Here is a 26,745-nt window from a genome sequence, read left to right on the forward strand (position 1 = left end):
ATACCGGGATACGGTGCCCGGCTCCGGTGCCCGCCCGCCGGCACCGGAGCCGGGACTCACACGCGGATCGGCAGCCGCTCCGCACCCCGGAGGGTGAGCAGGCCGTTCCACTCGACGGGGCCGTCCATCGCGAGTCCGGGGAAGCGGCGGACGAGTTCACCGATCGCCACCCGGCCCTCGATGCGTGCCAGTGCGCCGCCGAGGCAGTAGTGCATCCCGCCGCCGAAGGAGAGCTGCTTGCGCGCGTTCTCCCGCTCCAGCCGCAACTCCTCCGCGTCGGGGCCGAAGAACTCCTCGTCGCGGTTGGCCGCGGCCAGGTTGGCCAGGACCATCGAACCGGCCGGGATCTCGTACCCGCCGACGTGGTACGGCTCGAGTGTGATCCGGCGGCTGCTGTGCGTGGGCGGGTCGTAGCGCAGCATCTCCTCGACCGCGTTCTCGCCGATCTCGGGCTTGGCCCGCAGCAGCGCCAACTGGTCGGGATTGCGCAGCAGCGCCAGGGTGCCGCCGGAGATCAGGTTCACGGTGGTCTCGTAGCCGGCCACGAACAACGTGGTCACCTGGGCGACCAGTTCATCGTGGCTCAGTTTGTCCCCGTCGTCCTCAGCCGCGATGAGGGCGGTGAGCAGATCGTCGTCGGGTTCGCTGCGCTTCCGCGAGACGGCGTCGCTGACCACCTCGAAGATCTCCGCGTCGGCCGCCTCGATGACGCGCATCACCTCCGGGTCGGTGGTCAGTTCGACCGAGCGCATCAGCAGACTGGTGAGCATCCGCAGGTGCTTGGTGTCGATCGGCGGCATGCCGAGCATCCGCGTCATCACGGTGAAGGGCAGCGGGAAGGCCAGTTCCTCGACCAGATCGCCGCCTCCGGCCGCCGCGATGCCGTCGAGCGCTTCGTCGACCAGTTCGCGGACCATCGGCTCCAGTCCGTTGATGGCCCGGACGGTGAACGCCTTGGTGACCAGTTTGCGCAGCCGGGTGTGGTCCGGCGGGTCCAGGTCCAGCAGCGCCAGGCCCTTCAGCCGCGGCTTCTCCGAGACGCCGGCCTTCGCGTAGGCGTCCCGGAACGGTCCCGGGGCGACGTGCCGCTGGTCGACCGAGTGCTTGGAGCGCAGCAACGCGTCCACGTCCGCGTAGCGCGAGAGCATCCAGAAGCCGCCCGGATGCTCGTGCACCGGCACCTGCCGGCGCAGTTCGGCGTAGTGCGGGTAGGGGTCCTCCATGAACTCGGGGGTGAACGGGTAATAGATCAACGGCTGGTCCTGCGGCACGGTGCTCACCGCTGCACCGCCTCCTTCCGAACTGGTCGTCCGCTCGGGTCCGGCCGCTCCTGCCGCATCCCGCCGAAGCTCCGCAGCCGGGCTGCGACGTGTTCCGCCGCGCCGTCCATGAGGACGTCGCAGACGGCCTCGACCGTGCGGGCCCGCCACGGGTGCAGCGCGGTTCCGGCGACGGCCTGGTTGAAGGCGCCCATCGCCGGGCCGCAGTGGACCAGATGATCGGCCCGGTCCGCGGTGTCGCCGCGCACCGCGAGCCGGAAGCCGCGCGCGAAGTAGTTCCGGAACAGGTCCGCGAGTTCCGCCTTGGCGTCCTGGCCGGATGCCGGGGGCGGCGGATGCTCACCGCCCAGCCGGCGGTCGAGGATCCGGGCCCTGGTGGCCTCGTCGAGTTCGCCGAACGAGGCGTGCCGCCGCCACAGCTCGTACAGCTTCGCCGCCCGGGCCGGGAAGAACAGTCCCCGCTTCAGATAGCGTGCCTGGCCGCCCAGTTCGAACAGGTCGGCCCAGGGCGCGGTGGCCACGTCGTACTCGCGTGCCTGCTGCAGCAGATCCTTGACGTGGTCGCCGGTGCCGGCCTCCACCGTGCACTGGTTGACCGATCCGGTCAGGACGAAGTCCGCACCGAGCAGGAACGCCGCCGCGGCCGCTTCCGGGGTGCCGATGCCACCGGCGCAGCCCACATGTACCCGGGGGCCGGGCAGCGCCGCCTCGTCCCGCAGCCGCAGGACCGCGGGCAGCAGCGTGAGCAGATCGGCGCCGACGCACAGCCAGCCGCCGTCCGCCTCGACGCACAGGTCGTCGGCCATCGGTCTGGACGCCGCTGCCGCCGCCTCCGCCGCGGTCACGGCCCCGGTGTCCAGCAGCCGCGCGACCAGCCGCTCGGGAGGCGGCGCGAGGAACGCGGCGGCCATGTCGGTCCTGGACACCTTCGCCAGGACCCGGCCGCCCTTGAGCCGGAAGCGCACCAGGTCCTCGGTGAGCACCGGGAACCCGGAGGCCTCCACCAGGTCGACGCCGTGCCGCAGAAGCTGGTCGACCAGCTCCGCCTCCCGTTCCGGAGCGCCGTGCCGGTAGTGGAGGTTGGCCCCGACGGCGGCCCCCGGCTCCGCCTCACGGAGCTGCCGCTCCAGCTCGGCCCGGGTGAGCCCGCCGGTTCCGAGGAAGCCCAGCAGCCCGGCCTTGGCTGTCGCGCGGAGCAGTTCCGGTCCGGAGACGCCGCCGTGCATCGACCCCACGGCGTAGGCCCGCAGCAGTCCGTACCGTTCGCGGAAGCTCCCGGCTCCGAGGCCGTCCGCGGTGGCCGCGGCCGCCGGGTGCTGCTCCGCGCCTGCCGCCGGTGCCGTGGCGGCCGGCTCCTCGGTGGACGGTGCGCGGACCGGTTCGGGCACTGCGGCACCGCCGGACGGCGCCGGAGCCGGTTCGGCGGCGGTGATGCGCTCGACCAGTTTGGTGAGCACCCGGCCGGGGCCGAGTTCGACGAAGTCGAGGTCGCCGTCTTCCCGCACCGCGCGGACGATGTCGGTCCAGCGGACCGGCGCGGCGATCTGCGCCGTCAGCCGCTCCTTCAGCGTCTCGGGCGTGTACGGGCGGGCGTCGACACCGGCGAGGACCGGGACGACGGGCGGGCGCAGGTCGAAGCCGTCCAGGAACGGTCCGAACCGCTCGGCCACGCCGCGCATGTAGCGGGAGTGCAGCGGCGCGCTGACGTGCAGCCGGACCGCACGGGCCCCTGCCGCCTCGAAAGCGGTGCAGGCCGCGTCGATGCCCTCGGCCGGGCCGGAGATGACGAACTGGTCCGGCGCGTTGTGGTTGGCCAGGTCCAGGGCCGCCAGGGCGGGGTCGGCCAGCATCCGGGTGACGGTCTCCTCGTCGGTCCCCACCACCGCGGCCATGCCGCCGCCGTCGGCGGCGGCCATCAGCTCGCCGCGCCGCGCCACCAGCCGCAGCCCGGTCTCGAAGTCGAGGACCCCGGCCGCGAACAGCGCCGCGTACTCGCCCAGGCTGTGCCCCACCAGGAAATCCGGCGGCTCCGGGTCCCGGGCCACCCGGTCCAGGTAGCTCAGGGCGCTCACCACGTAGACGGCGGGCTGGGTGAACTCGGTGCGCGCGAGGCACCGTTCGGGGTCCCGGACGCACAGCTCCTCGATCGAGTAGCCGAGCACCTCGTCCGCCAGCGCCGTCTGCGCGGGGAACCGGCCGAAGAGGTCCTTGCCCATCCCGCGGCGCTGCGAGCCCTGCCCGGGGAAGCCGTAGACCTTCGTGGGGCGGCCCGCCGGGGGGCGGTCGGTGGTGTCCCGGACCGTCGTGGGGCTGTCCTCGGCGAGCGGGTCCGTGCCGCGAGGAGCCGTGACAGCGGCGGCGGGCTGCCGCCGGGTGACACGAGCGGCACGCGCGCGGACTCCGGCGAGCAGTTCGGTGTCCTTCTCGAACTGGCTGAGCAGCGGCAGCGACGCCGACCGGCCGCCCTCGGGCAGGAGCTGCCGGAGGAAGTTGTGCAGAGTCCCCGCGGGCCCGAGGTCCAGGTAGAGGAAGTCGCCCCGCTCCCGCAGCGCGGCCACCGCGCGCTCGAACTCGATCGGCCGCCGGGCGACCCGCCAGAAGTGGTCAGCGGTCACCTCCCGCACCGGGGCGCCGTCCACGCAGGAGGTCCAGGGGATGCGCGGCGGTGCGAGCGCCACCCCCTCGAACGTCGCCCGGCAGGTGTCCAGCGCCTCGTCCATGAGGCGGGAGTGGAAGGCGTACTCGACCGGCAGCCGGACGTGCAGCACGTCGGCGGCCCGCAGTGCCGCCTCGGCGCGCGCCAGGTCCGCCTCCGGCCCCGACACCACGAAGCTGCCCGGATAGTTGTGCGCCGCGATCTCGCACACCCGCAGTTCCGGTACCCGGTCCAGCACGTCGGTGCCGGTGAGCACGGCGAGCATGCCGCCGGGCGGGCTCGCGCCGACCAGGTCGGCCTGCTGGACCAGCAGCCGCAGGCAGTCCACCGGGTCGAGGCTGCCCGCGACGACGGCCGCGGTGTACTCGCCCAGGCTGCAACCGAGAACATGGTCGGGCTCGACGCCCTCGGCCCGCAGGGTCTCCGTCAGCGCGAGTTCGATCATGACGATGCCCGGATGGGTGACCCGGGTGTCCAGGAGCGGGTGGTTGCGCGGCTTCGCCGGGTCGAAGATCCGGGCGAGCACCGACTCGCCCAACTCCTGCGTCACGACGGCGTCGTAGCGGTCCAGCGCGGTGCGGAACACCGGCTCGGCGTCGTAGAGCTCCTTGCCCATGCCGTAGTACTGGGAACCCTGGCCGGCATACGCGAAGACGAGGGGCTTTCCGGCGGGCGGCTGAGTCGTGTTCATCGGTACTTGTCCCAGAACAGGCCGGTGGCCGCGGCCCCGGGTGCGGTGGTTCCTCGGATGACGGTCCTCCGGTTCAGTACGGGTTCCGGCAGCGGTGGCCGGACGCGGTGGCGGGTCTCGGGCGCGGGCGCCAGCACGACGTGCGCGTTGGTGCCGCCGTCGGCGAAGCAGTTGAGCGCGGCCAGCCGGGCCGACTCGGGCCACGGGCGGGGCCCGCGGGGGAAGTCCAGCGCGGAGGCGGCCAGGTCGAAGTGCTCCAGTGGTTCCTGTCCTGAGCCGAACGGCACCTGCTCGCCGTGGTGCAGCATCAGGACGACCTTGATGAGCGCCGCGATCCCTTCGGCGGCCAGCGGATGGCCGATGTTCGGCTTGACCGAGCCGAGCGAGAGAGGCCGCTGCGCCCCGGCGCCGGTGCCGTAGACCGCCTGCACCGCCTTGAGTTCGAGCAGGTCGGCGACGGTCGACCCGGAGCCGTTGGCCTCGACCCAGCCGACCTCCCGCGGAAGGCGGCCGGCGCGTGCCAGCGCCTCGGCCATCACCTCCTTCTGCGCCTCCAGGCTCGGCGTGGCCGGGCCGGCGGTCCGGCCGTCGTTGTTGATCGCCACGCCCTTGAGGACGGCGAGGACCCGGTCCCCTTCCTCCCGCGCCCGGGCCAGCGGCTTGAGGAGCACGCTTCCGGCGCCCTCGCCGAGGACGAGCCCGGAGGCCCGGCGGTCGAACAGGTGGAAGGCGGCGCCGGTGCTGAGCAGACCGCGCCGGGCGAAGATCCGGTGCGCCCGGTCGTCGGCGAGCAGGCTGACCCCCGCGACCACCGCCGCCTCGAGGCTCCCGGCCCGCAGGGCCTGCGCGGCCATGTCCAGCGCCACCAGCGCGGAGGAGCAGGCGGTGTCGACGACGACGCTGGGCCCGCGGAAGTCGAAGAACTGGGAGACGTTGGCCGACAAATAGTTCTGACCGGTGACCATCACCGGGTTCGCCGACCGGTCCACCAGCTCCTCGTCCGGCGCGCTGGTGGCCCGGCCGCCCACATACACCCCGACGCGCCGCGACTTGAGCTCCTCGGGCCGGTATCCGGCGTGCCGGACGGCCCGGTCGACCTCTTCCAGCAGCAGCAGCGCCTGCGGGTCCATGGCCTCGACGTCCGCCTCCGACAGCAGGAACGCCTCCGGGTCGAAGCGCAGCTCCTCGGGCAGCAGCCCCGCGTGGTAGCCGTGCAGTCCACCGAAGCGCTGCTCGGGAAGCGGCCGCAGCGCGCTGCGGCCCTCCCGCAGCAGCTCCCAGTACGCGTCGGCGGACCCTGCGCCGGGGAAGCGGCAGGAGAGTCCGACCACCGCGATGTCGTCCTGCCCGACGGAGTCCTCTTCGCGCGGTGCGGCCTGCCCGCGAGGGGCGGCCCGGTCCAGGAGTGTCCCGGATGCGGCGTCCGCCGCGGACTGCGGCGCGGCCGGGGCCTCGGGGGCGGCGGGTTCCTGCCGTGCCGCCGGCTCCGGGGCCGCGGTCGCGGAGGGGCCGAAGACCGCGGCGAGCTGCCGGGGGTGTTCCTCGGCGAGGTACGCGGCGAACTCGTCGGCGGTCGGGTACTCCAGCAGCGCCGTCGGGTCGAGCGAGACGTCGAGCTGCTTGCCGAGAGTCTGCACGAGCTGGGTGACCAGGATCGAGTCGATGCCGAAGTCCTGGACGGGTACGTCGGCGGACAGCTTGGCCCGGTCGAAGCGGAGCTCCAGGGCGAGCCGGTCGAGCAGCCAGGAGGCCACCGCCTCCCGCGCCGCCGGGAGGGCGTCCGACTCGGCGGGGGCGGGATCCGCGGCAGCCGACTGCCGGAGTGCTCGGGCACGGCCGGGGGCGTCCCGCCCCCCGGCGGGGGCTGCCGGGTCCGCCGCGGGCGCGGCCGCTCGCGCGGCCGGCGCTGTCGGCCGGCGGCCGGTCAGCAGTTCGGGGCGCCAGTCGGCGTCCGCGCGTACGGCCGCGGGCAGGATCACCCGCTCTCCGGCGGCCAGGGCACGGTCCAGCAGCGCGAGCCCCTGCGCGTCCGGGAGGGCCGCCAGCCCGGAGGCCCGGTAGGCGGCGCTGCGCACCTCTCCCATGCCGGTGTCCCGCCAGCTCGGCCACTGCACACTGATGAGGGGGAGCCCGTACGGCCGCGCCGCGGCGACCTCGTCCAGGTAGGCGTTGGCCAGCGCGTAGTCGCTCTGCCCGACGGCCAGCGCGGGGACCGCCGCGGTGACCGAGGAATACAGCACGAAGAACTCCAGCGGCTCCGCGCGGAAGCACTCCGTCAGCGCGTCGAGACCGAAGACCTTCGGACCGAGCACCCGGGCCATACCCTCGGGAGTCTTGCGGACGAAGGCGGGGTTCTCGGCGTCGGTGACGCCGGCGCAGTGGACCACTCCGCCCACCGGGCCCAGCCTGCGCTTCACGTCGGCCAGGGTCCGGGCGAGCGCCGCCGCGTCCGTCAGCGGAACGGCCGGCACCTCCAGTTGCACGCCCTGGTCGGCGAGGTCGGCCAGCGGGCGGAGCTTGCGGCCCAGCGCGGTGTCCGCGGCGATGTGCGCGGCCCACTCGGCGCGCGGGGGCAGTTCCTCGCGGCCGGTCAGCACGAGCTTGCGCACACCGTGCCGGGCGACGAAGTGCCGGGCGGTCAGCAGCCCGAGCCCGCGGGTGCCGCCGGTCACCCACAGGACGTGGCCCTCGGGGAGGCGCGGCACTGGCCGCGCCGCGGGCGGCAGCGTCCGCAGCGACGTCCGGTGGCGGACGCCCTCGCGGTAGGCGACCTCGGGCTCCTCGCTGTCGAGGGCGAGTTCGTCGGCAACCCGGGCGCACAGCTGCTCGTCCCCGCACCGGCCCACGTCCACGTGCCGGGAGCGCAGCTGCCGGTACTCGCTCTGGAGCATCCGGTACAGGCCCACCCGGGAGGCGCCACCGAGGCCGGAGTCCGGGCCCCGGGACACCAGCACCGCGCGCAGCTCGCGGCTGCCCCGGTCGACCACCTGCTGCAGCCAGCGCAGCCAGGCGTGGAGCGCCGGGCTGTCGACGGGCGGCGCGGACCCGGCGCAGCCCGCCAGGTCGACCACCGCGTCGTACCGGTCCCAGCGGGTGCCGGGATCGGCCAGCTGGGCGTCGAGCCGGGCGGTGCGGAGCACCTCGGCGGCCGGGAGCGCGGCGGCCAGCCGGGCGGCCAGCTCCTCGGTGCCGGGGGCGGCCAGTACCGCGGTGTACGCGGGCGGTGCGTCACGCCCGGCGGGCTCCGCGCGGACCCAGTCCCGGGTCAGCAGTACCTCCTCGGCGACGGGTTCGGCCTCCGGCGTGCCGTCCCCGGCTGCTGGGAGGGCCCGGGTTGTCGCCGACGCGGTGCCGGCCGCGGTCCCGGCACCGGCCGCCGGCGAGGCTCCGGTCGTCGGCGCGGCTCCGGTCGTCGGCGCCGCACCGACGGCGGCGAGTTCGGCGTCCGCCGCGGCCAGCCGGACCCGCTCGCCGCCGAACGGGTAGCCGGGCAGCGCCACCCGTCCCGGCGGCGAACCTCCGTGCAGCACGGCCCAGTCGACCGGCTGCCCGGACGTCCAGGCCGCGGCACAGGCGGCCGGATCGTTCCCCGGCGGTTCGCCCCCGGCGGGCTTGCGCGGGTCGACCACCCCGCTCCAGCTCTCCTCGGGCACCCCTCCGTCGGCGAACTCGGCCAGCCGCTCGGTGAGCTGAGCGAGCGTCTCGAAGCGGATCGCGAGCCGGTGCGCCATGGCCTCGCGTCCGGACTGGAGCGTCCAGGCGACCTCGTGTCCGGCCGATCCGGCGCCCTCGGCGTGCAGATGGGAGGCCAGACGGCGGGCCTGCTCCGTGAGCCGTCCGGAGTCCCGCGCGGAGAGCACCGCGAGCTGCGGACCGGCCGGGGCTGCCGGCCGCTGCTGCGCCGCGGGGGGCTCCTGGAGGATGAGGTGCGCGTTGGTGCCCCCGGCGCCGAAGGAGCTCACCCCGGCGGTCCTCGGTGCCTCGGTGCCGTCCGCACGCAGCCGGCGCGGCCAGGGCTCCCCCTCGCGCTGCACCCGGAACGGGGTCGCCGCGAAGTCGATGTTGGGGTTGAGTTCCTCCGCGTGCAGCGACGGGGCGAACTCGCCGTGCCGCATCTGCAGCAGCACCTTGGTGAGCGCCGCGATGCCCGCCGCCGACTCGGCGTGTCCGATGCCGGACTTGACCGAGCCGATCGGCAGCTCCTCGGGCAGGTCACCGTCGAAGGCCCGCAGCAGGCCGGTGATCTCCACCGGGTCGCCGAGGGCGGTGCCGGTGCCATGTGCCTCGATGTAGTCCAGGTCGGCCGGGCGCATCCGGGCGCGGTCCAGTGCGGTGCGCACCAGATCGCCCTGCGCCTTGGGGCTGGGCACGTTGAAACCGCGGCCGGTGCCGCCGTGGTTGACGGCGGACGACTTGACGACGGCCAGCACCCGGTCGCCGTCGGCCAGCGCCGCGTCGAGGCGCTTGAGCAGCACGGCCCCGGAACCCTCGGACGGGACGTAGCCGGTCCCGCCCTCGCCGAAGCTGCGGCAGCGGCCGTCCTCGGAGAGGAAGCTGCGCCAGGCCAGCTGAAGGTACTTCGCCGGGTGGCTGGAGATGTTGACCCCGCCCGCGACGGCCGTCTCGCAGTCGCCCTCGCGGAGGGCCTGGCACGCCTGGTGGATGGCGACCAGCGCGGAGGAGCACATGGTGTCCACGGCGACGCTGGGGCCGGTGAAGTCGAAGAAGTACGAGACCCGGTTGGCCACCGAGGCGTAGGACGAGTGCGGGGGCGGCCCCTCGCCCCGCAGCGCCTCCTGGACGCCGTAGAGCTGGTACTGGCCGTACATCATGCCCGCGAACACGCCGGTCCGGGAGCCGCGCAGGCTCTCGCGGGTGCATCCCGCGTCCTCCAGCAGGTGCCAGACGGTCTCCAGGAAGACCCGCTCCTGCGGGTCGGTGAGCTCGGCCTCGATCTGCGACATCCGGAAGAAGAGCGGGTCGAACCGGTCGGCGCCACGGAGGAATCCGCCCCACTTGCCGTACGTCCGGCCGACGGCGGACTTGTCCGCGTCGTAGAACGGGGCGTGGTTCCAGCGGTCGGCCGGGATCTCCTCGATGCAGTCCCGGCCGGCCCGCAGATTGCGCCAGAACTCGTCGACGTCATCGGCCTGCGGATAGCGGCCCGCGACGCCGATGATCGCGATGTCACCCCCGGCCCCGCCGTCGTCCGCCGGCCGGACGGCTCCGACCGCGCCCCGCGCCGCCGGTATGGCACCGGCGGTGGCTGTCCCGGCTTCCGGGGCGGCGGCCGGTACCGGCGCCGGGGCGGGCGCGTCCTCGGGCAGTGCCGGCTGCTCGATCCCGGCGAACGCGTCCGGGTGTGCGGTGGCCAGGTGGTCGATCAGCTCGCCTGCCGTCACATACTCGAACAGCAGGGTCTTCGAGAGCGGGCCGCAGTGCGCTTCGAGCCGCTGGGTCACGCTCATGGTCAGCAGCGAGTCCACGCCGTAGTGGTCGAAGGAGTCGGCGAGGTCGATCTCCTCCGCGGGGAGCCGCAGTTCCTCCGCCAGGATCCCCAGCACCACCCGCTCGGCCTGCTCCCGTACGCCGTCGCCCGGCTGCGCCGCGGCGGTGCGGGACGGCACCGCCGGTTCCGCGGCGCGCACCGCCGGTTCCGCGGCGCGCACCGGAGGGGACGGGGTGTGTGCCGAGCGGCCGTCGAGCGCGGAGCGGATCCGGGCGGGATCGCCCGGGGCCAGCAGCAGCCGGGGCGCGGTGCCGGCCAGGGCGCCCTCCAGCGCCTCCAGCGCCGGTGCGGTGCCCAGCGGCCGGATGCCCAGCACCCGCTCCACGTACTCCGCCGCGGCGGCGTCGATCCGCATGCCGCCGTCCGCCCAGACCGGCCAGCCGGCAGCGAGGGTGCGGCCCTGCCGGACGCCCTCGCGGCGCAGTTGCTCGCGCTGCTCGGCGAAGTGGTCGAGGAAGGAGTTGGCGAACGCGTAGGAGGTCTGCCCCGCGTTGCCGAACGCCGCCGCGACGGAGGAGAACATCACGAAGTAGTCGAGCGCGTCGTCCCGGGTGGCCTCGTCGAGCAGTACCGTCCCCCGCACCTTGGCGGCCAGCACCGCCTCCACCTCAGCGCGGTCCGTGCGCTGCAGCAGCCCGTCGCCGAGCACCCCGGCGGCGTGCAGGACGCCGGAGACCGTCCCGTGCTCCGCGCGGGCCCCGGCCAGCAGCGCGCGCACCGCGGCGCCGTCGGCCACGTCGGCCCGCACCACCCGGGCACCGGCCGCCTCGGCCCGGGCGCGGGCCTCGGGCCCCGGGGCGCTCCGCGCGGCGAGCACGATCCCGCCACGCGGCAGGCCCGCCGCGCGCCGCACCCCCGCGAGGTGCTCGGCGAGCAGCAGCCCGAGCGCACCCGTGCCGCCGGTGATCACATGGGCGCCCGGCCCGGTGAACGCCGAGGCGTCCACGGCCGGGAGCGGGACCTGCCGCCAGGAGCGACGGCTGCGGCCCGCGGCGGAGATCCGCACCTCGGGCTCGCCCTCGGCCCCGAGTTCGGCGGCCACCGCGTCCGCGAGCGGCCCGGCCGCCACGGCCAGCACCCCGAAGTCGACCGCCGGATGCTCGGCCCGTACCGAGCGGGCGAAAGCGGCCATGGCCGGGTGGGCGGGCGAGGCGGCCGGCTCGCGGTGCACGTAGAGGTAGCGCAGCGCGCCCCGGCGCTGCCGCTGCCACGCCTGGAGGAACGCCCTGGCCGTGTGGAAGCCGTGCTCCAGCGCGCTGTCCGGGTCGGTGTGCTCACCGGCCAACTGCACGACGTGGAGCGGTGTGCCGGCCCCCTCCCGGAGCGCGGTCCCGATGTCGAACCCGGAGTCCGGGACGAGGCGCCGCACGTCGGCGCCCGCCGCGGTCAGCGCGGCCTGCACGGCCGCCCCCTCGGAACCCGCGTCCAGCACCAGGACGCTCCCGCGCGGTACCCGCGCGGTCTGCGGTGCCGACTGCCAGACCGGTTCGAACGCGGTCACCGCGTCCGGCGCACCGGCGGCATCGGCGGTGTCGGCGGCATCGGCGGTGTCGGTGCGGGGCAGCTCCCGGAGGGTGAAGGCGTCGAGTGTGGCGACCACTTCGCCGGTGCGGTCCAGCAGCGCCACGTCGAAGCAGAGTGTTCCGGCCGGCTGCGGGCCCGCAGCGGGCGTGGCGTAGGCGAACAGTTCCGCCGGCAGCGCGGCGTGCAGCCGGAGCGAGCCCAGCGAGAAGGGCAGGTACGGCAGGGGACGAGCCGGGTCGTGCGCCGCGGACGCGAGCCGCCCCGCCGTCTGGAGTGCCGCGTCCAGCAGCGAGGGGTGGAAGACGTAGTCGCCCGCGTCCGCCGAGCGGTCGGCGGGCAGGCGCAGCACCGCCAGCGCCTCGCGCTCCCCGACGGCGAGTTCCTCGATCACCCGGAAGCTCGTGCCGTAGTCCAGGCCCAGCCGGGAGAAGTCCCGGTAGCAGCTCGCGCCGTCCTGCACGGCCGGGCAGCGGCCGCGTACCGCCGCGATGTCGACCCCGGCGGGCCGCGGGCCGGGCGAGCCGAGCAGCAGGGTGCCGCGCGCATGGGCCCGGGGGCCGCCCTCCGCGCTGTGCACCTCGAAGGCGGTGCCCGCGCGGTCGGTGGCGAGACGGATCTCGAGCCGCTGCCCGCCCGCCGCGGGCAACCGCACCGGCGCGGCCCACACCAGACCGTCGACGCCGCGCACCGGCCGCCCGGCGGACAGCTCACCGGCCAGCCGGGCGATCTCCGGATACGCCACGCCGGGCAGTACCGGCTCGCCGCCGACCACGTGGTCGCGCAGGAAGAACTCGGCGCCCGTGAGCGTCTTGGCGAACACCCGCTCACCGGGGTCGGAGACCTCGGCGGATGCGGAGACCTCGGAGTCCAGCAGGGTGGGGTGCAGCCGGGCAGCTCCCGGCTGCGATACCGGAGCGGGAGTCCGGGCCGGTACCGGGGCGGGGGCGGGGGCGAACCAGTGGCGGGTGCGGGCGAAGGGGTAGCCGGGCAGGTGCACCCGGCGGCGGGCCGCATCCCGATGCAGCGGAGTCCAGTCGACCTCGGCGCCCGCCACCCAGGCGTCCACGGCCGCGGTCAGGTCCCCGCCCACGGTGACGGTGTGCGGCGCGGCGTTCCGTCCGGCCCGCCCGGTACGCACCGCCGAGGGGCGGCCCGCCAGATACGCGGCCAACTCGGTCCGCAGCCCGGCCGCACCGTCCGCCACCACGGCGAGCCGGTGCGCCATCGGCTCCCGTCCCGTCTGCAGCGTGAAGGCGAGGTCGCCCGGCGGGGCAGGCCGGTCCGCCAGGTGGTCCGCGAGCCGCTGCGCTGCGCTGCGCAGCGCCTCGGGGGTGCGTGCCGACAGCACATAGGCGTGCTCGGCCGCGTCCTCCGCACGGGCGTCCGGCATCTGTGACTCCTCCAGCACGAGGTGTGCGTTGGCCCCGCCGAAGCCGAACGAGCTGACCCCGGCGCGGCGCGGCAGCTCGCATCCGGCGGCGTCGTACCGCCGCGGCCAGGGCCGGGTGGTGGCGGCCACCTCGAACGGGCCGCCGTCGAGTTCCAGGTGGGGGTTCTGCTCGTGGAAGTGCAGGCCGGCCGGGATGGTGCCGTGCCCCAGCGCGAGCACCGTCTTGAACATCCCGGCGAGGCCCGCCGCGGCCTCCAGGTGGCCGATGTTGGTCTTGACCGAGCCGAGTGCGCAGCCGGGCGCCGCCTCGGTGCCCTGCTCCGCGCGGAGTTGCCGGAAGGCCGCGGACAGCCCGGCCGTCTCGATCGGGTCGCCGAGCGCGGTCCCGGTGCCGTGGGCCTCGATGTAGCCGACGGACTCCACCGGGACGTCGGCCATCCGGTACGCCTCGACCAGCAGCTCGGCCTGGGCATCCGGGTTGGGCGCGGTCAGCGACGTCGTGCGGCCGCCGTGGTTGGCCACCACCGCCTTGACCGTCGCGTGCGCGGCGTCACCGTCCCGCCGCGCCCGGTCGGCCGGTTTGAGCAGCACCGCGCCGACGCCCTCGCCCCGGACGTAGCCGTCGGCCCGGCTGTCGAACGTCTTGCAGCGGCCGTCGGCGCTGAGCATCTCGCCCTGGCTGAGCACCTCGTACACGCTCGGCGTGAGGATCAGATTGACGCCGCCCGCGATGGCCAGGTCGCAGGTGCCGTCCCGGAGCGCGGCACACGCCTGGTGGACGGCGGTGAGCGAGCCGGAGCAGGCTGTGTCCACGGCCATGCTGGGCCCGCGCAGGTCCAGCAGGTAGGAGATCCGGTTGGGGATCACCGACAGCGCCGCACCCGTGGCGGTGTGCCCCTGGGGGCCGTGCCCGGCGGCCCGCTGGGCCTCCAGGTAGTCGTTGTTGGCGACGGCGACGAACACTCCGACGCGCTTCCCGGCCAGTTCGGAGGGGCGGTACCCCGCGTCCTCCACGGCCGACCACACCACCTCCAGCAGGATCCGCTGCTGGGGGTCCATCAGCTCCGCCTCCCGGGGGGAGATCCCGAAGAAGGCCGCGTCGAAGCAGTCCACGTCGGGGACGAAGCCGCCCCGCAGGGGCTGCGGCCCCTGCTGTCCGGCCCGCTGCCCGGGCCACCGGTCCGCGGGCACCTCCCGGACCAGGTCGTTCCCGGCGGCGAGGTGGTCCCAGAACGCGGCGAGATCCGGCGAGTCGGGCAGCCGTGCGGCCATGCCGACGACCGCGATGTCCGTGCTCGGCCGCTCCTGGACACCGGGCTCGGCGGGCTGCGGCAGCACGGCGGGGGCCGGTGCGGCGGCCGGGGCCGGTGGCTCGGCGCCGAAGTGTGCGCCGAGCCGCGCCGGATGCTGCTCCCACAGATGCTCGGCCAGCGCCCGCAGGGTGCCGCGGCGGTAGAACAGCGTGGGGCGGACGTCGATGCCGTAAGCGGTGCTCAGTTCGGCGCTGAGCGCGGTGAACGTCACCGAGTTCATGCCCACTTCGCCGAGCGGGGTGTGCGCCCCGATCTCCCCGGCCGGCACCCCGGCGAGCCGGGCCACCGTAGCGGCCAGTTCGGCCTCCAGCGCCGCGGCCCGTCCGCCGGGTTCCCGAACCGTCCCCGAGGGCGCCCCGGCCCCGGCCTCCGGCTCCCGGGCTCCGGGCGCGCCGAAGCGGGCCCGCACGGCGTCCGGCGACAGGGCGGCCAGCGTGGCCCGGTCCACCTTCTCGTTGAGGGTGTGCGGGAAGCCGGTGACCGGAATCAGCACATCCGGCACCATGTACGCCGGCAGCCAGACGGCGAGCTGCTCGGCGGTCGGGTCGGGGCCGCTGCCGGTACGCGTCCAGCAGGCCAGCAGCGAGCGGTCGCCGCCGCCGGTGCCGCGCGCGACGACCACGGCGTCGCGGACGCCCGGCAGGCGCCGCAGGGTCGCCTCGATCTCCTCCAGCTCCACACGGTGGCCGCGCACCTTGACCTGGGAGTCGATCCGGCCCAGATGCTCGATCCGCCCGTCGGGCAACCGCCGGGCCAGATCACCGGTGCGGTACATCCGCGCGTCGGATCCGGTGGCGAACGGGTCGGGCAGGAACCGCTCGGCGGTCAGTTCGGGCCGGTCCAGGTAGCCCTCGGCCACGCCGTGACCGCCGATGTACAGCTCGCCGGGCACTCCGGTCGGGACGGGCCTGCGCGCGCTGTCGAGCACGTACAGCGCCGTGTTGGCGAGCGGGGTCCCGACGGTCACCCGGTCGCCGGGGGCGAGCCGGGCCGCCGCCGACCAGATGGTGGTCTCGGTGGGGCCGTAGAGGTTCCACACCTCCCGATTGCCCGCGAGCAGCGCCTCCGCCAGTTCGGCGGAGAGCGTCTCGCCGCCGCACAGCACGGTCAGCCGGGGGTCCCCCCGCCATCCCGCGGCGAGCAGCATGCTCCAGGTCGCCGGGGTGGCCTGGAGCACGGTGGCGGCGCTGCGCTCGACCGCGTCGCGCAGCCGCAGTCCGTCCTTGGCGGCGGCGGCCGGCAGGATCTCCACGGTGCCGCCGGTGATCAGCGGCAGGTAGAGCTCCAGACCCGAGATGTCGAAGCAGACCGTGGTGAGCGCCAGCAGCGTGTCCCCCGGGCCGAACCCGGGCTCGCGCGCCATGGACCACAGGAAGTTGGTCAGTGCCCGGTGCGGGACGCGCACGCCCTTGGGCCTGCCGGTGGAACCCGAGGTGTAGATGACGTAGGCGGGGTCGGACGGCGCCGCGGTCCCGGGCGACGGGGCCGCGGGCGGCTCCGGTCCCTCGTCGAGCAGCAGCCGGGGCACCGTGTCCCCGCAGGCGGCGTCGACGGCGGAGCGGGTGAGCAGCAGGTGCAGTCCGGCGTCCTGGGCCATGAACGCGAGCCGCTGCTGCGGGTAGCCGGGATCCAGCGGTACGTAGGCGCCGCCCGCGGCCTGCACCGCGAGCAGGGCCACGGTCAGGCCCGCGTCGCGCGGCAGCAGGACGCCGACGGTGCGGCCCCGGCCGACACCGGCGGAGCGCAGTCGGGCCGCGAGTGCCTCCACCCGCTCCCACAGCGCGCGGTAGGTCAGCTCGCCCGTCTCGTCCCGGACGGCCACCGCTCCCGGCCGGGCCTCGGCCTGGCTCCGCACCAACTGCCAGACCAGGGTGTCGGCCGGGTACGCGGAGGGTGCGGGCGGCGCGAGTGCGGCCCGCTCGTCGGCCGTCAGCAGGTCCAGTGCACCGACCGCGGTCGCGGGTGCGGCCGCGGCGGAGGTCAGCAGGGTGACGAAGTGCTCCCCGAGGCGCTCGACCGTGGTCGCGTCGAAGAGGTCGGGGTTGTACTTGAGGGTGTACCGGCAGCCGTCGGGGTGGTCGACCAGATCCAGGGTCAGGTCGAACTCGCCTTCCTGGTGCACACCGTCGACCCGCTCTCCCACCAGGCCGTCACCGCGCAGGTCGCGGGTCCAGTTGTGGAAGTAGAAGGCGACGTCGAACAGCGGGCCCGCGGACGCGCCCGGGTCCTCGCGCCGCAGTTCCTCGGCGAGGGTGAGCAGCGGATAGGCGCTGTGCTCCAGCGCGCCGAGCACGGTGCGGTGGAGGCGCCGCAGCAGTTCGCAGAAGGACTCCTGCCCGTCGACCCGCTCGGCGAGCACGACCATGTTCATGAAGTACCCGAGCACGTCGTCGTAGCCGCTGGGCGGCCGGTTCGCGGTCGGGGTGCCGACGGCGATGTCGGCCTGGTCGCTGTAGCGGTGCAGCAGTACGAAGAAGGCCGCCAGCATGACGCTGGACAGCGAGGCGCGCTCCCCGGCGGCCAGCGCGCGGGCCCGCTCGGAGACCTCCGCCGGGAGGCGCCCCTCCACGACGGCGCCCCGGAACCCGGGTACCGGCGGCCGCGGACGGTCCAGCGGCAGCGGTACGGAGGTCCGGCGGCCCCGCAGCCGGTCGGTCCAGTACGCGCGCATCCGGTCGCCTGCGGGGCCGTCCAGCAGTTCGCGCTGCCAGGCCGTGAAGTCGGCGAAGGTGTGCTCCGGCCGGTCGGAGGGCAGCGGGCCCCCCGCGCGGAGCGCGCGGTAGCCGCGGTCGATCTCGCCCAGCAGCAGGGGGATCGACACCCCGTCGAGCACCAGGTGGTGCACGGTCAGCAGCAGCGCCTGGGCGCCGTCGCCGAGGGTGTACAGCGTCGCGCGCAGCAGTGGCCCTTCGGCCAGGTCGAACGGCCGGCGCAGGTCGGCACGCACCCGCTCGCGCAGATCCTCCTCCGCGACCGCGGTGAGGAAGACCTGCTGGAAGGGGAGTTCGGGTTCGTCCGCGATCCGGACGTGGGGGCCGTCCGTCCCCGTGCGGACCGTCGCGCGCAGTTCCTCGTGCCGGTCGAGCAGATCCTGCAGGACGACGCGGAGGGCGAGCACGTCGACGTCGCGGTCGAGCCAGAAGGCGAGCGGCAGGTTGTAGGCGTGGTTGCCCGGGGCGATCTGTTCGATCACCCACAGGGCGCGCTGGCCCTCGGAGAGCGGATGGCCCGTCCGCGCCCCGGTGCCACGCGGCCGCAGTACACGCGCGGCCTCCGCCGCGGCAGAGGACGCCTCGGCGGGGGGCGTCTCGGCGGGCGCGGCGTCGACGGGTGCCGCCTCGGCTGGTACGGGAGCGGACACCTCAGCGGCTGCCCGCACGGGGGCCGCGGACACGGCCGGGCCCGCGGCGGCCCGCTCGGCGGTCGCCGGTTCTGCGGTCGCCGCTTCTGCGGTCGCCGGTTCAGCGGTGGCGGTGAGCCACTCCGAGGTCAGGTGCGCGGTGAGTTCGCGCAGCGTCGGGCGCTCGAAGAACTCGTCCAGCGGCACCGCCACCCCGAACTCCTCCTCGACCGCGGAGACGATGCGCAGCCCGCTGAGCGAGTCGAAACCGTAGTCCGCGAGGGAGCGGTCGGGATCGATGGGGACGTCCAGCTTCAGGATCCGCTCCAGCAGCTCCCGGAGCCGCTCCTGCACCCCGTCGGCGGTCGCCGGCGTCGCCCTCGGCGTCTCCGCAACCGGGGCGGCCTGCGAAACCGCGACGGACGGGCCGGTCACCGCATGGGCGCTGCGGGCCACGAGCACCCGCTGGCCCAGCTCGGCCTCGTCCGCGCCGAGTGCGGCGACCTGTACGAACTCCTCCTCTTCCAGGAGCCGCGTCCACCGGTCGGGGGTGGCCAGCGGCGAGCCCTCGATGCGCAACTCACCGTCCTCGAAGGCCCACCAGCCCTCCATCACACCGCCGCCCACGGTCAGGTACGGGCGGATGACGGTCAGCTCGTTGAGCACCAGCAGGCCGCCGGGCTTGAGCAGCGAGCGGATCGCGCGCAGGGTCTCCCGCAGGTTCCTGGTGGCGTGGACGACGTTGGTGGCCACCACCACGTCAGCCGATCCCGGGGCGATCTGCTGCTCGGCCGGGTCGCGCTCCAGGTTGAGCAGGTGGAAACGCACCCCGGGGTGCTGCGCGGCGAAGCGTTCGCGGCCGTGGTCCAGGAAGCGCGGCGAGATGTCGGTGAAGGTGTAGCCGACCCGGTCGGTGTGCTCGGCCAGGACCGGCAGTACGCGCTCGGTGGTGGCTCCGGTACCGGCGCCCAGCTCCAGGATCTCGAACGTCTCGTGCTCGGCGAGCTGCGGCAGCCGGATCTCCAGATGGCGCCCGACGGCGTCCGCGACGAGCGAGTTGAAGAAGTCGGTCAGCGGGTTGCCCCGGTACAGATCCCGCACCAGCTCCATCGAGGAGTCGGGGAACATCACCTGGGTCCCCACCAGTTCGGCGCGCAGCAGCCGCGGATACACCCGCAGGAACTCCCGGTTGAGGGACGCGGTGGGCTCGATGTCGGGGAAGTCGGCCGCGGCCCGGTCCAGCGCGGCCTCCCACGCGTCCGCACGGCCGACCGCGGCGGTGGCGGTGAAGCAGCCGTCCTCGTACGTCAGATATCCGGCCTCCGCGAGCAGCCCGAGCAGCGCCTCGTGCAGGCGCCGGAACTTGTCCCGGATGCGGAGCGCGCCGCGCAGCTCCTCGGCGCGGTGCTGCTCGCCGGGACGCCGGAAGGCCCCCATCTCCTGGTAGGCGTGGAGCACTCCGGACACCGAGGCCGCATCCAGTGCCGCATACCCGGTCAGCACCCGGCCCACGGCGGGGGCGACGCCCGGACCGGCGCCGGAGCCGCCGGGTCCGTCCGCCGTGGGCGTCTTCGAGGTGTCGGCGGTCGGCGTGGCGGCGGGGTGCGGGCCGTCGGCGGGGGGCCGGGGTATCCAGCAGCGCTTGCGGGCGAAGGGGTAGCCGGGCAGCTCGATCCGGCGGGCGCCCGCCGGTGCGATCCGGGACCAGTCGACCTCGGTCCCGGCCAGCCAGCATTCCGCGACCGCCCTCCGGTCACCCCGGATCAGCGCCTGCTCCAGGGAGCGTTCCGCCTCCTCGGTCGGCCGCGCCCGGTGGGGCACGGCCCGCCCGGTGGCGACCCGGTCCCCGGCGCGGCCGGCCGCGTACGCCTCCAGCAGCTCCGCCGCCTCGGCCACCGATCCCGCGGTCAGCGCCAGCCGGAACTCGTGGGCGCTGCGGCCCGACTGCAGGGTGTGGGCGATGTCAGCGAGCCGCAGGTCCGGGTCCACGGCCGTCCTCGTGCGGGGCAGCAGTCCGGTCACCGCTTCGGCGACGGCGCCGATGGTGTCGGCGGCCGCCACAGACGGTGACAGCTCCGCACCCAACTCCTCGGACAGCAGGGTGAAGTAGTGGGCCCGCTCGGCCATGCCGAAGCCGCAGTCGACGAGGTCGTCCGCCGCGTCGAGGGAACCGGGCCGTACACCCGCCACCTCGGCGGCCAGCCGCACGCACAGCTCCTCGGCGTCCGCCGCGGCCCCGGTGTCCGGGCCCGGCCGGTCCGGGTCGCCGGCACCGCGCAGGAAGGCCGCCACGTCGGCCGCGTAGGCTCCCAGCCGCTCCTCGCTCTTGGCGGAGAGCACCAGCACCTGCTCCCCGGTGTCCTCCGGCGGTTCGGGCGCACCGGTCGGCACGTACTCCTCCAGGGCCACGCAGGCGTTCGCCCCACCCGCGCCGAAGGAACTGACGAGGGCCCGCAGCGGCTGCTCGGACGCCCCGTCGGCCGCGCCTCCGGCAGCGTCCTCGGTCCCGCCCTTCCGCCGCGGCCACGGTTCGAGGCGCTGCTGCACCTCGAACGGCGTGCTGCCGAAGTCGATCTCCGGGTTGGGGGCGTCCGAGTGCAGCGAGGGTGCCAGCTTCCGGTGCCGGAACTGCAGCAGCACCTTCGTCAGGCCGGCGATTCCGGCCGCCGCCTCCAGATGGCCGATGTTGGTCTTGACCGAGCCGAGGGCCGTCATCGGCCGCTGTGCCCGGTCCGCCGGGCCGAGGGGCCCGCCGAACGCCTCGACCAGGCCCGCGATCTCGATGGGGTCGCCGAGATGGGTGCCGGTGCCGTGTGCCTCCACGTAGCCGACACTTCCGGCGTCGAAGCCGGCCCGCTCCAGCGCCGTCCGGACCACTTCGGCCTGCGCGGACGCCTTGGGCACGGTGTAGCCGCCCGCGTCGCCGCCCGCGTTGACGGCCGATCCGCCGAGCACACCGAGCACGCGGTCGCCGTCGGCGACCGCCGCCGCCAACGGCTTCAGCAGCACGGCGCCCACGCCCTCGCCGTCGACGAAGCCGTCCGCGTCCGCCCCGAACGCCTTGAGCCGGTCGCCCCGGGAGAGCATCCCGGCCCGGGCCAGACCGCGCAGATGCTGCGGGTGCAGGATCAGGTTGACGCCGCCCGCCAGCGCTGTGGCGCACTCACCCGACCTGATGCTCTGGCAGGCCAGATGGACCGCGGTCAGCGACGCCGAGCAGGCGGTGTCCACCGCCAGGCTCGGACCGGTGAAGTCGAAGAACGAGGACACCCGGTTGGCGACCGACCAGTGGTGGGAATGCGCGTCGGTCGGCACGCCGAGCGCGTTGGCCGCACCGCCCATCCACGCGTAGTCGTTGCTCATCACTCCGGCGAAGACGCCGACCGGTCCCTGCGCCGCGAGCCGGTCGGCGGGGTACCCGGCGTCCTCCAGGACGGCGGCCGCCGTCTGCAGGAACAACCGCTCCTGGGGGTCCATCGCCTCGGCGTCGGCCGGGGAGATGTGGAAGAACAGCGGGTCGAACGCGTCGACGTCGTCCAGGAAGCCCGCCCACTTGCTGTAGGAACCCCAGGTGCCGGTCGGGTCGTGGTGGGCGTCCGCGTCCCAGCGCTCGGCGGGCACCTCGCGGATGCAGTGCCGCCCCCGGGCCAGGTTCTCCCACAGCTGCCCGACCGTCTCGGCCAGCGGGTAGCGGCCGGCGACGCCGACGATCGCGATCCGGTCCCCGGCACCGTCCGCGGCCCCGCGGCGGTCCCGGGCCGGTTCCTGCGCCGCGGGCCGGGGACCGGCCGCGTCCGGCGCCGCCGGCCGGTCCCCGGTCCCGGTGCGCGCCACCGCGGCCGTCCGCGCGGCATCGGCGAGTCGGCCGGCGAGGAAGGCCGCCAGCCGACGCGGCGTACGGTGCTCGAAGACCATGGTCGCGGGCAGCCGCAACCCGGTGCGGGCACCGAGCCGGTTGCGCAGCTCCAGCGCCCCCAGCGAGGTGAGACCGAGGCGCTGGAACCCGGCGTCGGGGTCGACGGCGTCGGCCGTGTCATGTCCCAGCGCCACCGCGGCCTCCCGCAGGACCAGTTCCCCGACGAAGCGCTCCCGCTCCTCCTCGGACATGCCCCTCGGGTCCGGGCCCTGGCCGACGGCGGGCGCCGGACCCGCGGCGGCGGGCGCGGCGGCGAACCCGGTGGACCGTCGGCGCCGGGCCACAGCCGGGGTGCGCAACAGCGAGGCGAGGGCGCCGGTTTCCCCGGCCGCGGGATCCAGCCGAGCCGCGACCAGGTGCGGCCGGTCGGTGCGCACCGCGGCGTCGAGCAGCGCCAGCCCGTCCTCGGTGGCCAGCGGGCGCACTCCGGCACCGGCCAGCCGCGCCAGGTCCGTGTCGTCGAGGCGGCCGGTCAGGGCGCTGCGCTCCGCCCACAGGCCCCAGCTCAGCGCCGGCCCGGGCAGGCCCAGGCCGCGGCGATGCTGCGCCAGCGCCTCCAGCGCGGCGTTGGCCGCCGCGTAGTTGCCCTGCCCCGCGGTGCCCAGTGTGGCGGCCACCGAGGAGAACAGCACGAAGGCCGTCAGGTCGAGGTCCCGGGTCAGCTCGTGCAGGATCCAGGCGCCGTCGGCCTTCGCCGCCAGCACGGAGCGCAGCCGCTCCGGGGTGAGCGAGCCGATCACTCCGTCGTCCAGCACTCCGGCGGCGTGCACGACGGCGCGCAGCGGACGGTCGCCGGGGATCGCGGCCAGCACGTCGGCGAGCGCCGCGCGGTCGGCGACGTCGCAGGCCGCGGAGGTCACCGTCGCGCCCTCGGCGGTCAGTTCGGCGGCGAGTTCCGGCGCCCCCCGACGGCTGAGCAGCACCAGGTCGCGCACGCCGTGCGCCGCCACCAGATGCCGGGCCACCAGTCCGCCGAGGGTGCCGGAGGCCCCGGTGATCAGCACCGTGCCGTCGGCGGGGAACGCGGGCCGGGCGGGCTCGGGCGGCGGCGGGGTGCGCACGAGGCGCGGCACCCGTATCCGGCCGCCGCGCACCACGACCCGGGCTTCGCCGGTCGCCAGCACGGACGGCAGTGCCTGCGGCAGCCCGTCGGGGTCGTCGGTGTCGACGAGGAGGATCCGGTCCGGGTTCTCCGCCTGCGCGGACTGTACGAGTCCGTGGACGGCGGCCGCGGCGGGGTCCGGCAGCGCGCCGGTTCCGGCGCCGGCGGCCGTCTCCTCGCCGGTCGCGTCCCCGTCGCCGGTCACCACTGCGTCGCGGGTCACCACCACCAGGCGTCCGCCGGTGGTCTCGGTCTCGGCCAGCCAGGTCTGCAGCTCGCCCAGCACCGCCGAGGTCACGGCGTGGATCCTGGCGGGCGCGGCGCCCTCGGCCGGCGGGCAGCGCAGCACCGTGACGTCGGCGGGAACGCCGTCCGCCGCCGCCCCGGCGGGGTCCGCGGAGGCCGCATCCGGCTCGGCCGGGTGCCAGGTCAGCTCGAACAGCGCCGCGTCGCCGCCCGCGAGGGCGCCCTGGACGGCGCTCAGCGGACGCAGCGCCAGGGAATCGGCGGACAGGATGCCGCGGCCGGCGCCGTCGGCGACCAGCAGGGCCACCGAACCGTCCGCCAGGAGCGTCAGCCGCACCCGCAGGCTGGTCGCCTCGGCAGCCGCGTCCCGGTCCAGCCACCGCACCCCGTGCCAGGAGAACGGCAGCGCCGGCTCGGTCTCCAGGTCCAGTGCCGCGTGCAGCGCGGCGTCGAGCAGGGCGGCGCGTACCGGTTCGGCCGGCGCCACCTCCGCGAACAGCTCGTAGTCGCGCCGCCACAGTGCCCGCAGGCCGCGGAAGCCGGGCCCGTACTCCAGGCCCTGTGCGGCCAGGTCCTCGTACCAGGTGCCCAGGTCGGCCTGCTCGGCGTCGGCGGGCGGCCAGTCGGCGAGGTCCGGCCCGACGGTGCCCGCCGGGCCGGTCGGCGCGCAGAGCGCCCCGGTCGCGTGCAGCCGCCAGTCGGTCCGCGCCTCCCGTGCGTACAGCCGCAGCGGCCGGCGGCCGCTGCCGTCGCCGGGCTCCACCTGGAGCTGGAGCTCGACCTCGCCGTCCTCGGGCACCAGCACGGGTGCCAGCAGCGTGAGTTCCTCCACCGCCTCCCCGTCCGCCCCGGCCTGCAGTGCCATTTCCAGCAGCGCGGTGCCCGGCACCACGCCTCGGCCCCGCACCCGGTGGTCCGCCAGCCACGGATGGCTGCTCAGCGAGAGCCGTCCGGTCTGCACGGTCCGCTCGTCGTCCGCCAGGTCGAGGGGGGCCTCCAGCAGCGGCCGCGGGGGCTCCAGCCAGTAGCGGCGCTGCTCGAAGGCGTAGGTGGGCAGGTCGACCGTGCGGGCGGCGGTGCCGTCGAACGCCCGGTCCCAGTCCACGGCGAGGCCGCTCGCGTGCAGCCGGGCCATGGACAGCAGGAAGCGGTGCGCGGCGTCCTCGTCCCGGCGCAGCGTGTCCGCCACCACGACTCCCCGGCCCGCGGCGGGGTCCGCGGTGTCCGCGGTGTCTGCGACGGCTGTGGTCAGCAGCGGGTGCGGGCTGACTTCCACGAACGTCCCGAACCCGTCCGCCACCAGGGCCCGCACGGTCTCCTCGAACCGCACCGGCTCCCGCAGGTTGCGGTACCAGTACGCGGTGTCCAGCTCCGTGCCCTCGAGCGGGCCCGCCGTCACCGTCGACCAGAACGGCACCCGGGAGGGGCCGGGTTCGACCGCGGACAGCACGTCGGCGAGTTCGTCCTCCAGGGCCTCCACCTGGCGGGAGTGCGCGGAGAAGTCCACGCCGGGCACGTTCCAGCGCATCACTCCGGCCTTCGCCAGCACCCGGCCGAGGTCCCGCAGCCCGTCGGGGTCGCCGGAGACCACCACCGTGTTCGGGCCGTTGACCGCCGCCACCGAGACCCGGTCGCCCAGCGGTGCGATCCGCTCCCGGACCCACTCCTGCGAGGCCACGACCGACAGCATCCCGCCGCTGCCGCTGAGGGCCCGCAGGGCGCGGCTGCGCAGCGCGGAGATCCGGGCGCCGTCCTCCAGGGACAGCGCGCCCGCGACGCACGCGGCGGCGATCTCGCCCTGGGAGTGGCCCACCACGGCGGAGGGCACGAGTCCCGCCGCACGCCACACCTCGGCCAGCGAGACCATCACCGCCCACAGCGCGGGCTGGACCACGTCCACTTCGGACAGCGCGGCCTCGTCCTCGAGGACCTCCGAGAGCGACCAGTCGACGTGCTCGTCCAGCAGCCGCTCGCACAGCTGTAGCCGGGCGGCGAAGACCGGCGACGTCTCCCGCAGCCGCCGGGCCATGCCCGCCCACTGGGAGCCCTGCCCGGGAAAGACCCACACCGTTCCGGACTCGGGCAGCACCGCGCCCTCGACCACCCGCGGTGACGGCTCGCCCGTTGTCAACGCCTCGAGTCCGGCCAGCAGTTCGGTGCGGTCCCCGGCGACGACCACGCCGCGGTGTTCCAGCGCGGAGCGGGTCGTCACGGTGGAGAAGGCGATGTCCAGCGGGTCCGCGTCCCGGTCGGACTCGACCTGCTCCAGCAGCCGGCCGGCCTGCGCCCGCAGGGCCGTCCCGGTCGCGGCCGACACCAGCACCGGAGCCGGGGTCCCGGCCGCGGAGCGGGTCGCCTCCGGCCCGGTCGGGTCCGGCTCGTCCGCTTCCGGCGCAGGCTCCGACGGATGCTCGAGGATCACGTGTGCGTTGGTCCCGCTGGCGCCGAACGCCGACACCCCGGCCCGGCGGGGCCGGTCGGCGGCCGTGGGCCAGGGGCGCTGCCCGGTCAGCAGCTCGACCGCGCCCGAGGACCAGTCGACGTGCGGGGACGGTTCCTGGATGTGCAGCGTGCGCGGCAGCACCCCGTGCCGCATCGCCAGCACCGTCTTGATCACACCGCCGACACCCGCCGCGGCCTGCGCGTGGCCGATGTTGGACTTGAGGGAACCGAGCCACAGGGGTTCGGTGCGCTCCTGCCCGTAGGCCGCCAGCAGCGCCTGCGCCTCGATGGGGTCGCCGAGGACCGTTCCGGTACCGTGCGCCTCGACCGCGTCCACCTCCGCGGCGGACAGTCCGGCCGAGGCGAGCGCCTGCCTGATCACCCGCTCCTGCGCGGGCCCGTTGGGGGCGGTCAGTCCACTGGAGGCGCCGTCCTGGTTGACCGCCGAGCCGCGCACCACGGCCAGCACCCGGTGCCCGTTGGCCCGCGCGTCCGCGAGCCGCTCCAGCACCAGCACCCCCACACCCTCCGACCAGCCCGTACCGTCCGCAGCCGCCGAGAACGCCTTGCACCGGCCATCCGGCGCCAGCGCACGCTGCCGCGAGTACTCCACGAAGGTCCGCGGGGTGGACATCACCGCCACACCACCGGCCAGCGCCAGCCCGCACTCACCCGAACGCAACGACCGCGCCGCCAGATGCAACGCCACCAACGACGACGAACACGCCGTGTCCACCGACACCGCAGGCCCCTCCAACCCCAGCGCGTACGCCACCCGCCCCGACGCCACACTCGGCAGACTGCCGGTGAACAGGTGCCCCTCGAACGCGCCCGCGTCGTGCGCCAGCCGTGCCGCGTAGTCGCTGTACATCACCCCGGCGAACACCCCGGTGGCACTGCCGCGCAGGGAGGAGGGAGCGATCCGCGCGTGCTCCAGCGCCTCCCAGCTCGACTGCAGCAGCAGCCGCTGCTGCGGGTCGGTCACCAGCGCGTCCTTGGGGGACATGCCGAAGACGGCGGGGTCGAACTCCGCCGCGTCGTGCAGGAACCCGCCGTGCCGGGTGCTGCTGGTGCCGGGCCGCTCCGCAGCCGGGTCGTAGAGGTCCGCCAGGTCCCAGCCGCGGTCGACGGGGAACTCGGAGACCGCGTCCACCCCGTCGACGACCAGCCGGTGCAGCTCCTCGGGCGAGGTCACCCCGCCGGGGAAGCGGCACGCCATACCGACGATCGCGACCGGTTCCCGCTCGGCCGACTCCAGCGCGTCCAGCTTCTGCCGCGTGCTGCGCAGTTCGCTGGTCACCCGCTTCAGATAGCCGAGCAGCTTCTCGTCGCTCAT

Annotated in this window: 3 protein-coding genes; all 3 read right to left on the reverse strand. The window is 75.3% G+C overall.

Annotated features, from left to right (window positions below; translation table 11 throughout):
- Nucleotides 1-56: 56 nt before the first annotated feature.
- Genes P2424_RS28435 through P2424_RS28445 form a run of 3 tightly spaced genes read right to left on the reverse strand, consistent with a single transcriptional unit; the run spans nucleotide 57 to nucleotide 26,745 of the window.
- The gene (locus tag P2424_RS28435) at nucleotides 57-1,280 is read right to left on the reverse strand and encodes a cytochrome P450 (RefSeq protein ID WP_276478525.1); all 1,224 of its coding nucleotides are present in this window, start codon (nucleotides 1,278-1,280) and stop codon (nucleotides 57-59) included.
- Nucleotides 1,277-4,627, reverse strand: coding sequence for an ACP S-malonyltransferase (gene fabD, locus P2424_RS28440; protein ID WP_276478526.1), 3,351 nt, complete (start codon nucleotides 4,625-4,627; stop codon nucleotides 1,277-1,279). Before fabD ends, P2424_RS28435 begins: the two co-directional genes overlap by 4 nt.
- Nucleotides 4,624-26,745 (reverse strand): non-ribosomal peptide synthetase/type I polyketide synthase, encoded by a 22,122-nt coding sequence (locus P2424_RS28445; RefSeq protein ID WP_276478527.1) that lies wholly within the window; start codon nucleotides 26,743-26,745, stop codon nucleotides 4,624-4,626. The genes fabD and P2424_RS28445 overlap by 4 nt, the downstream gene beginning before the upstream one ends.

This window comes from Streptomyces sp. WMMB303, from assembly GCF_029351045.1.
Lineage (GTDB): Bacteria > Actinomycetota > Actinomycetes > Streptomycetales > Streptomycetaceae > Streptomyces.

What these genes read in the sequence shown, in the direction of transcription:
- fabD (WP_276478526.1), bottom strand. Translation starts at nt 4,627, where the DNA reads ATGAACACGACTCAGCCGCCCGCCGGAAAGCCCCTCGTCTTCGCGTAT.
- P2424_RS28445 (WP_276478527.1), bottom strand. Translation starts at nt 26,745, where the DNA reads ATGAGCGACGAGAAGCTGCTCGGCTATCTGAAGCGGGTGACCAGCGAA.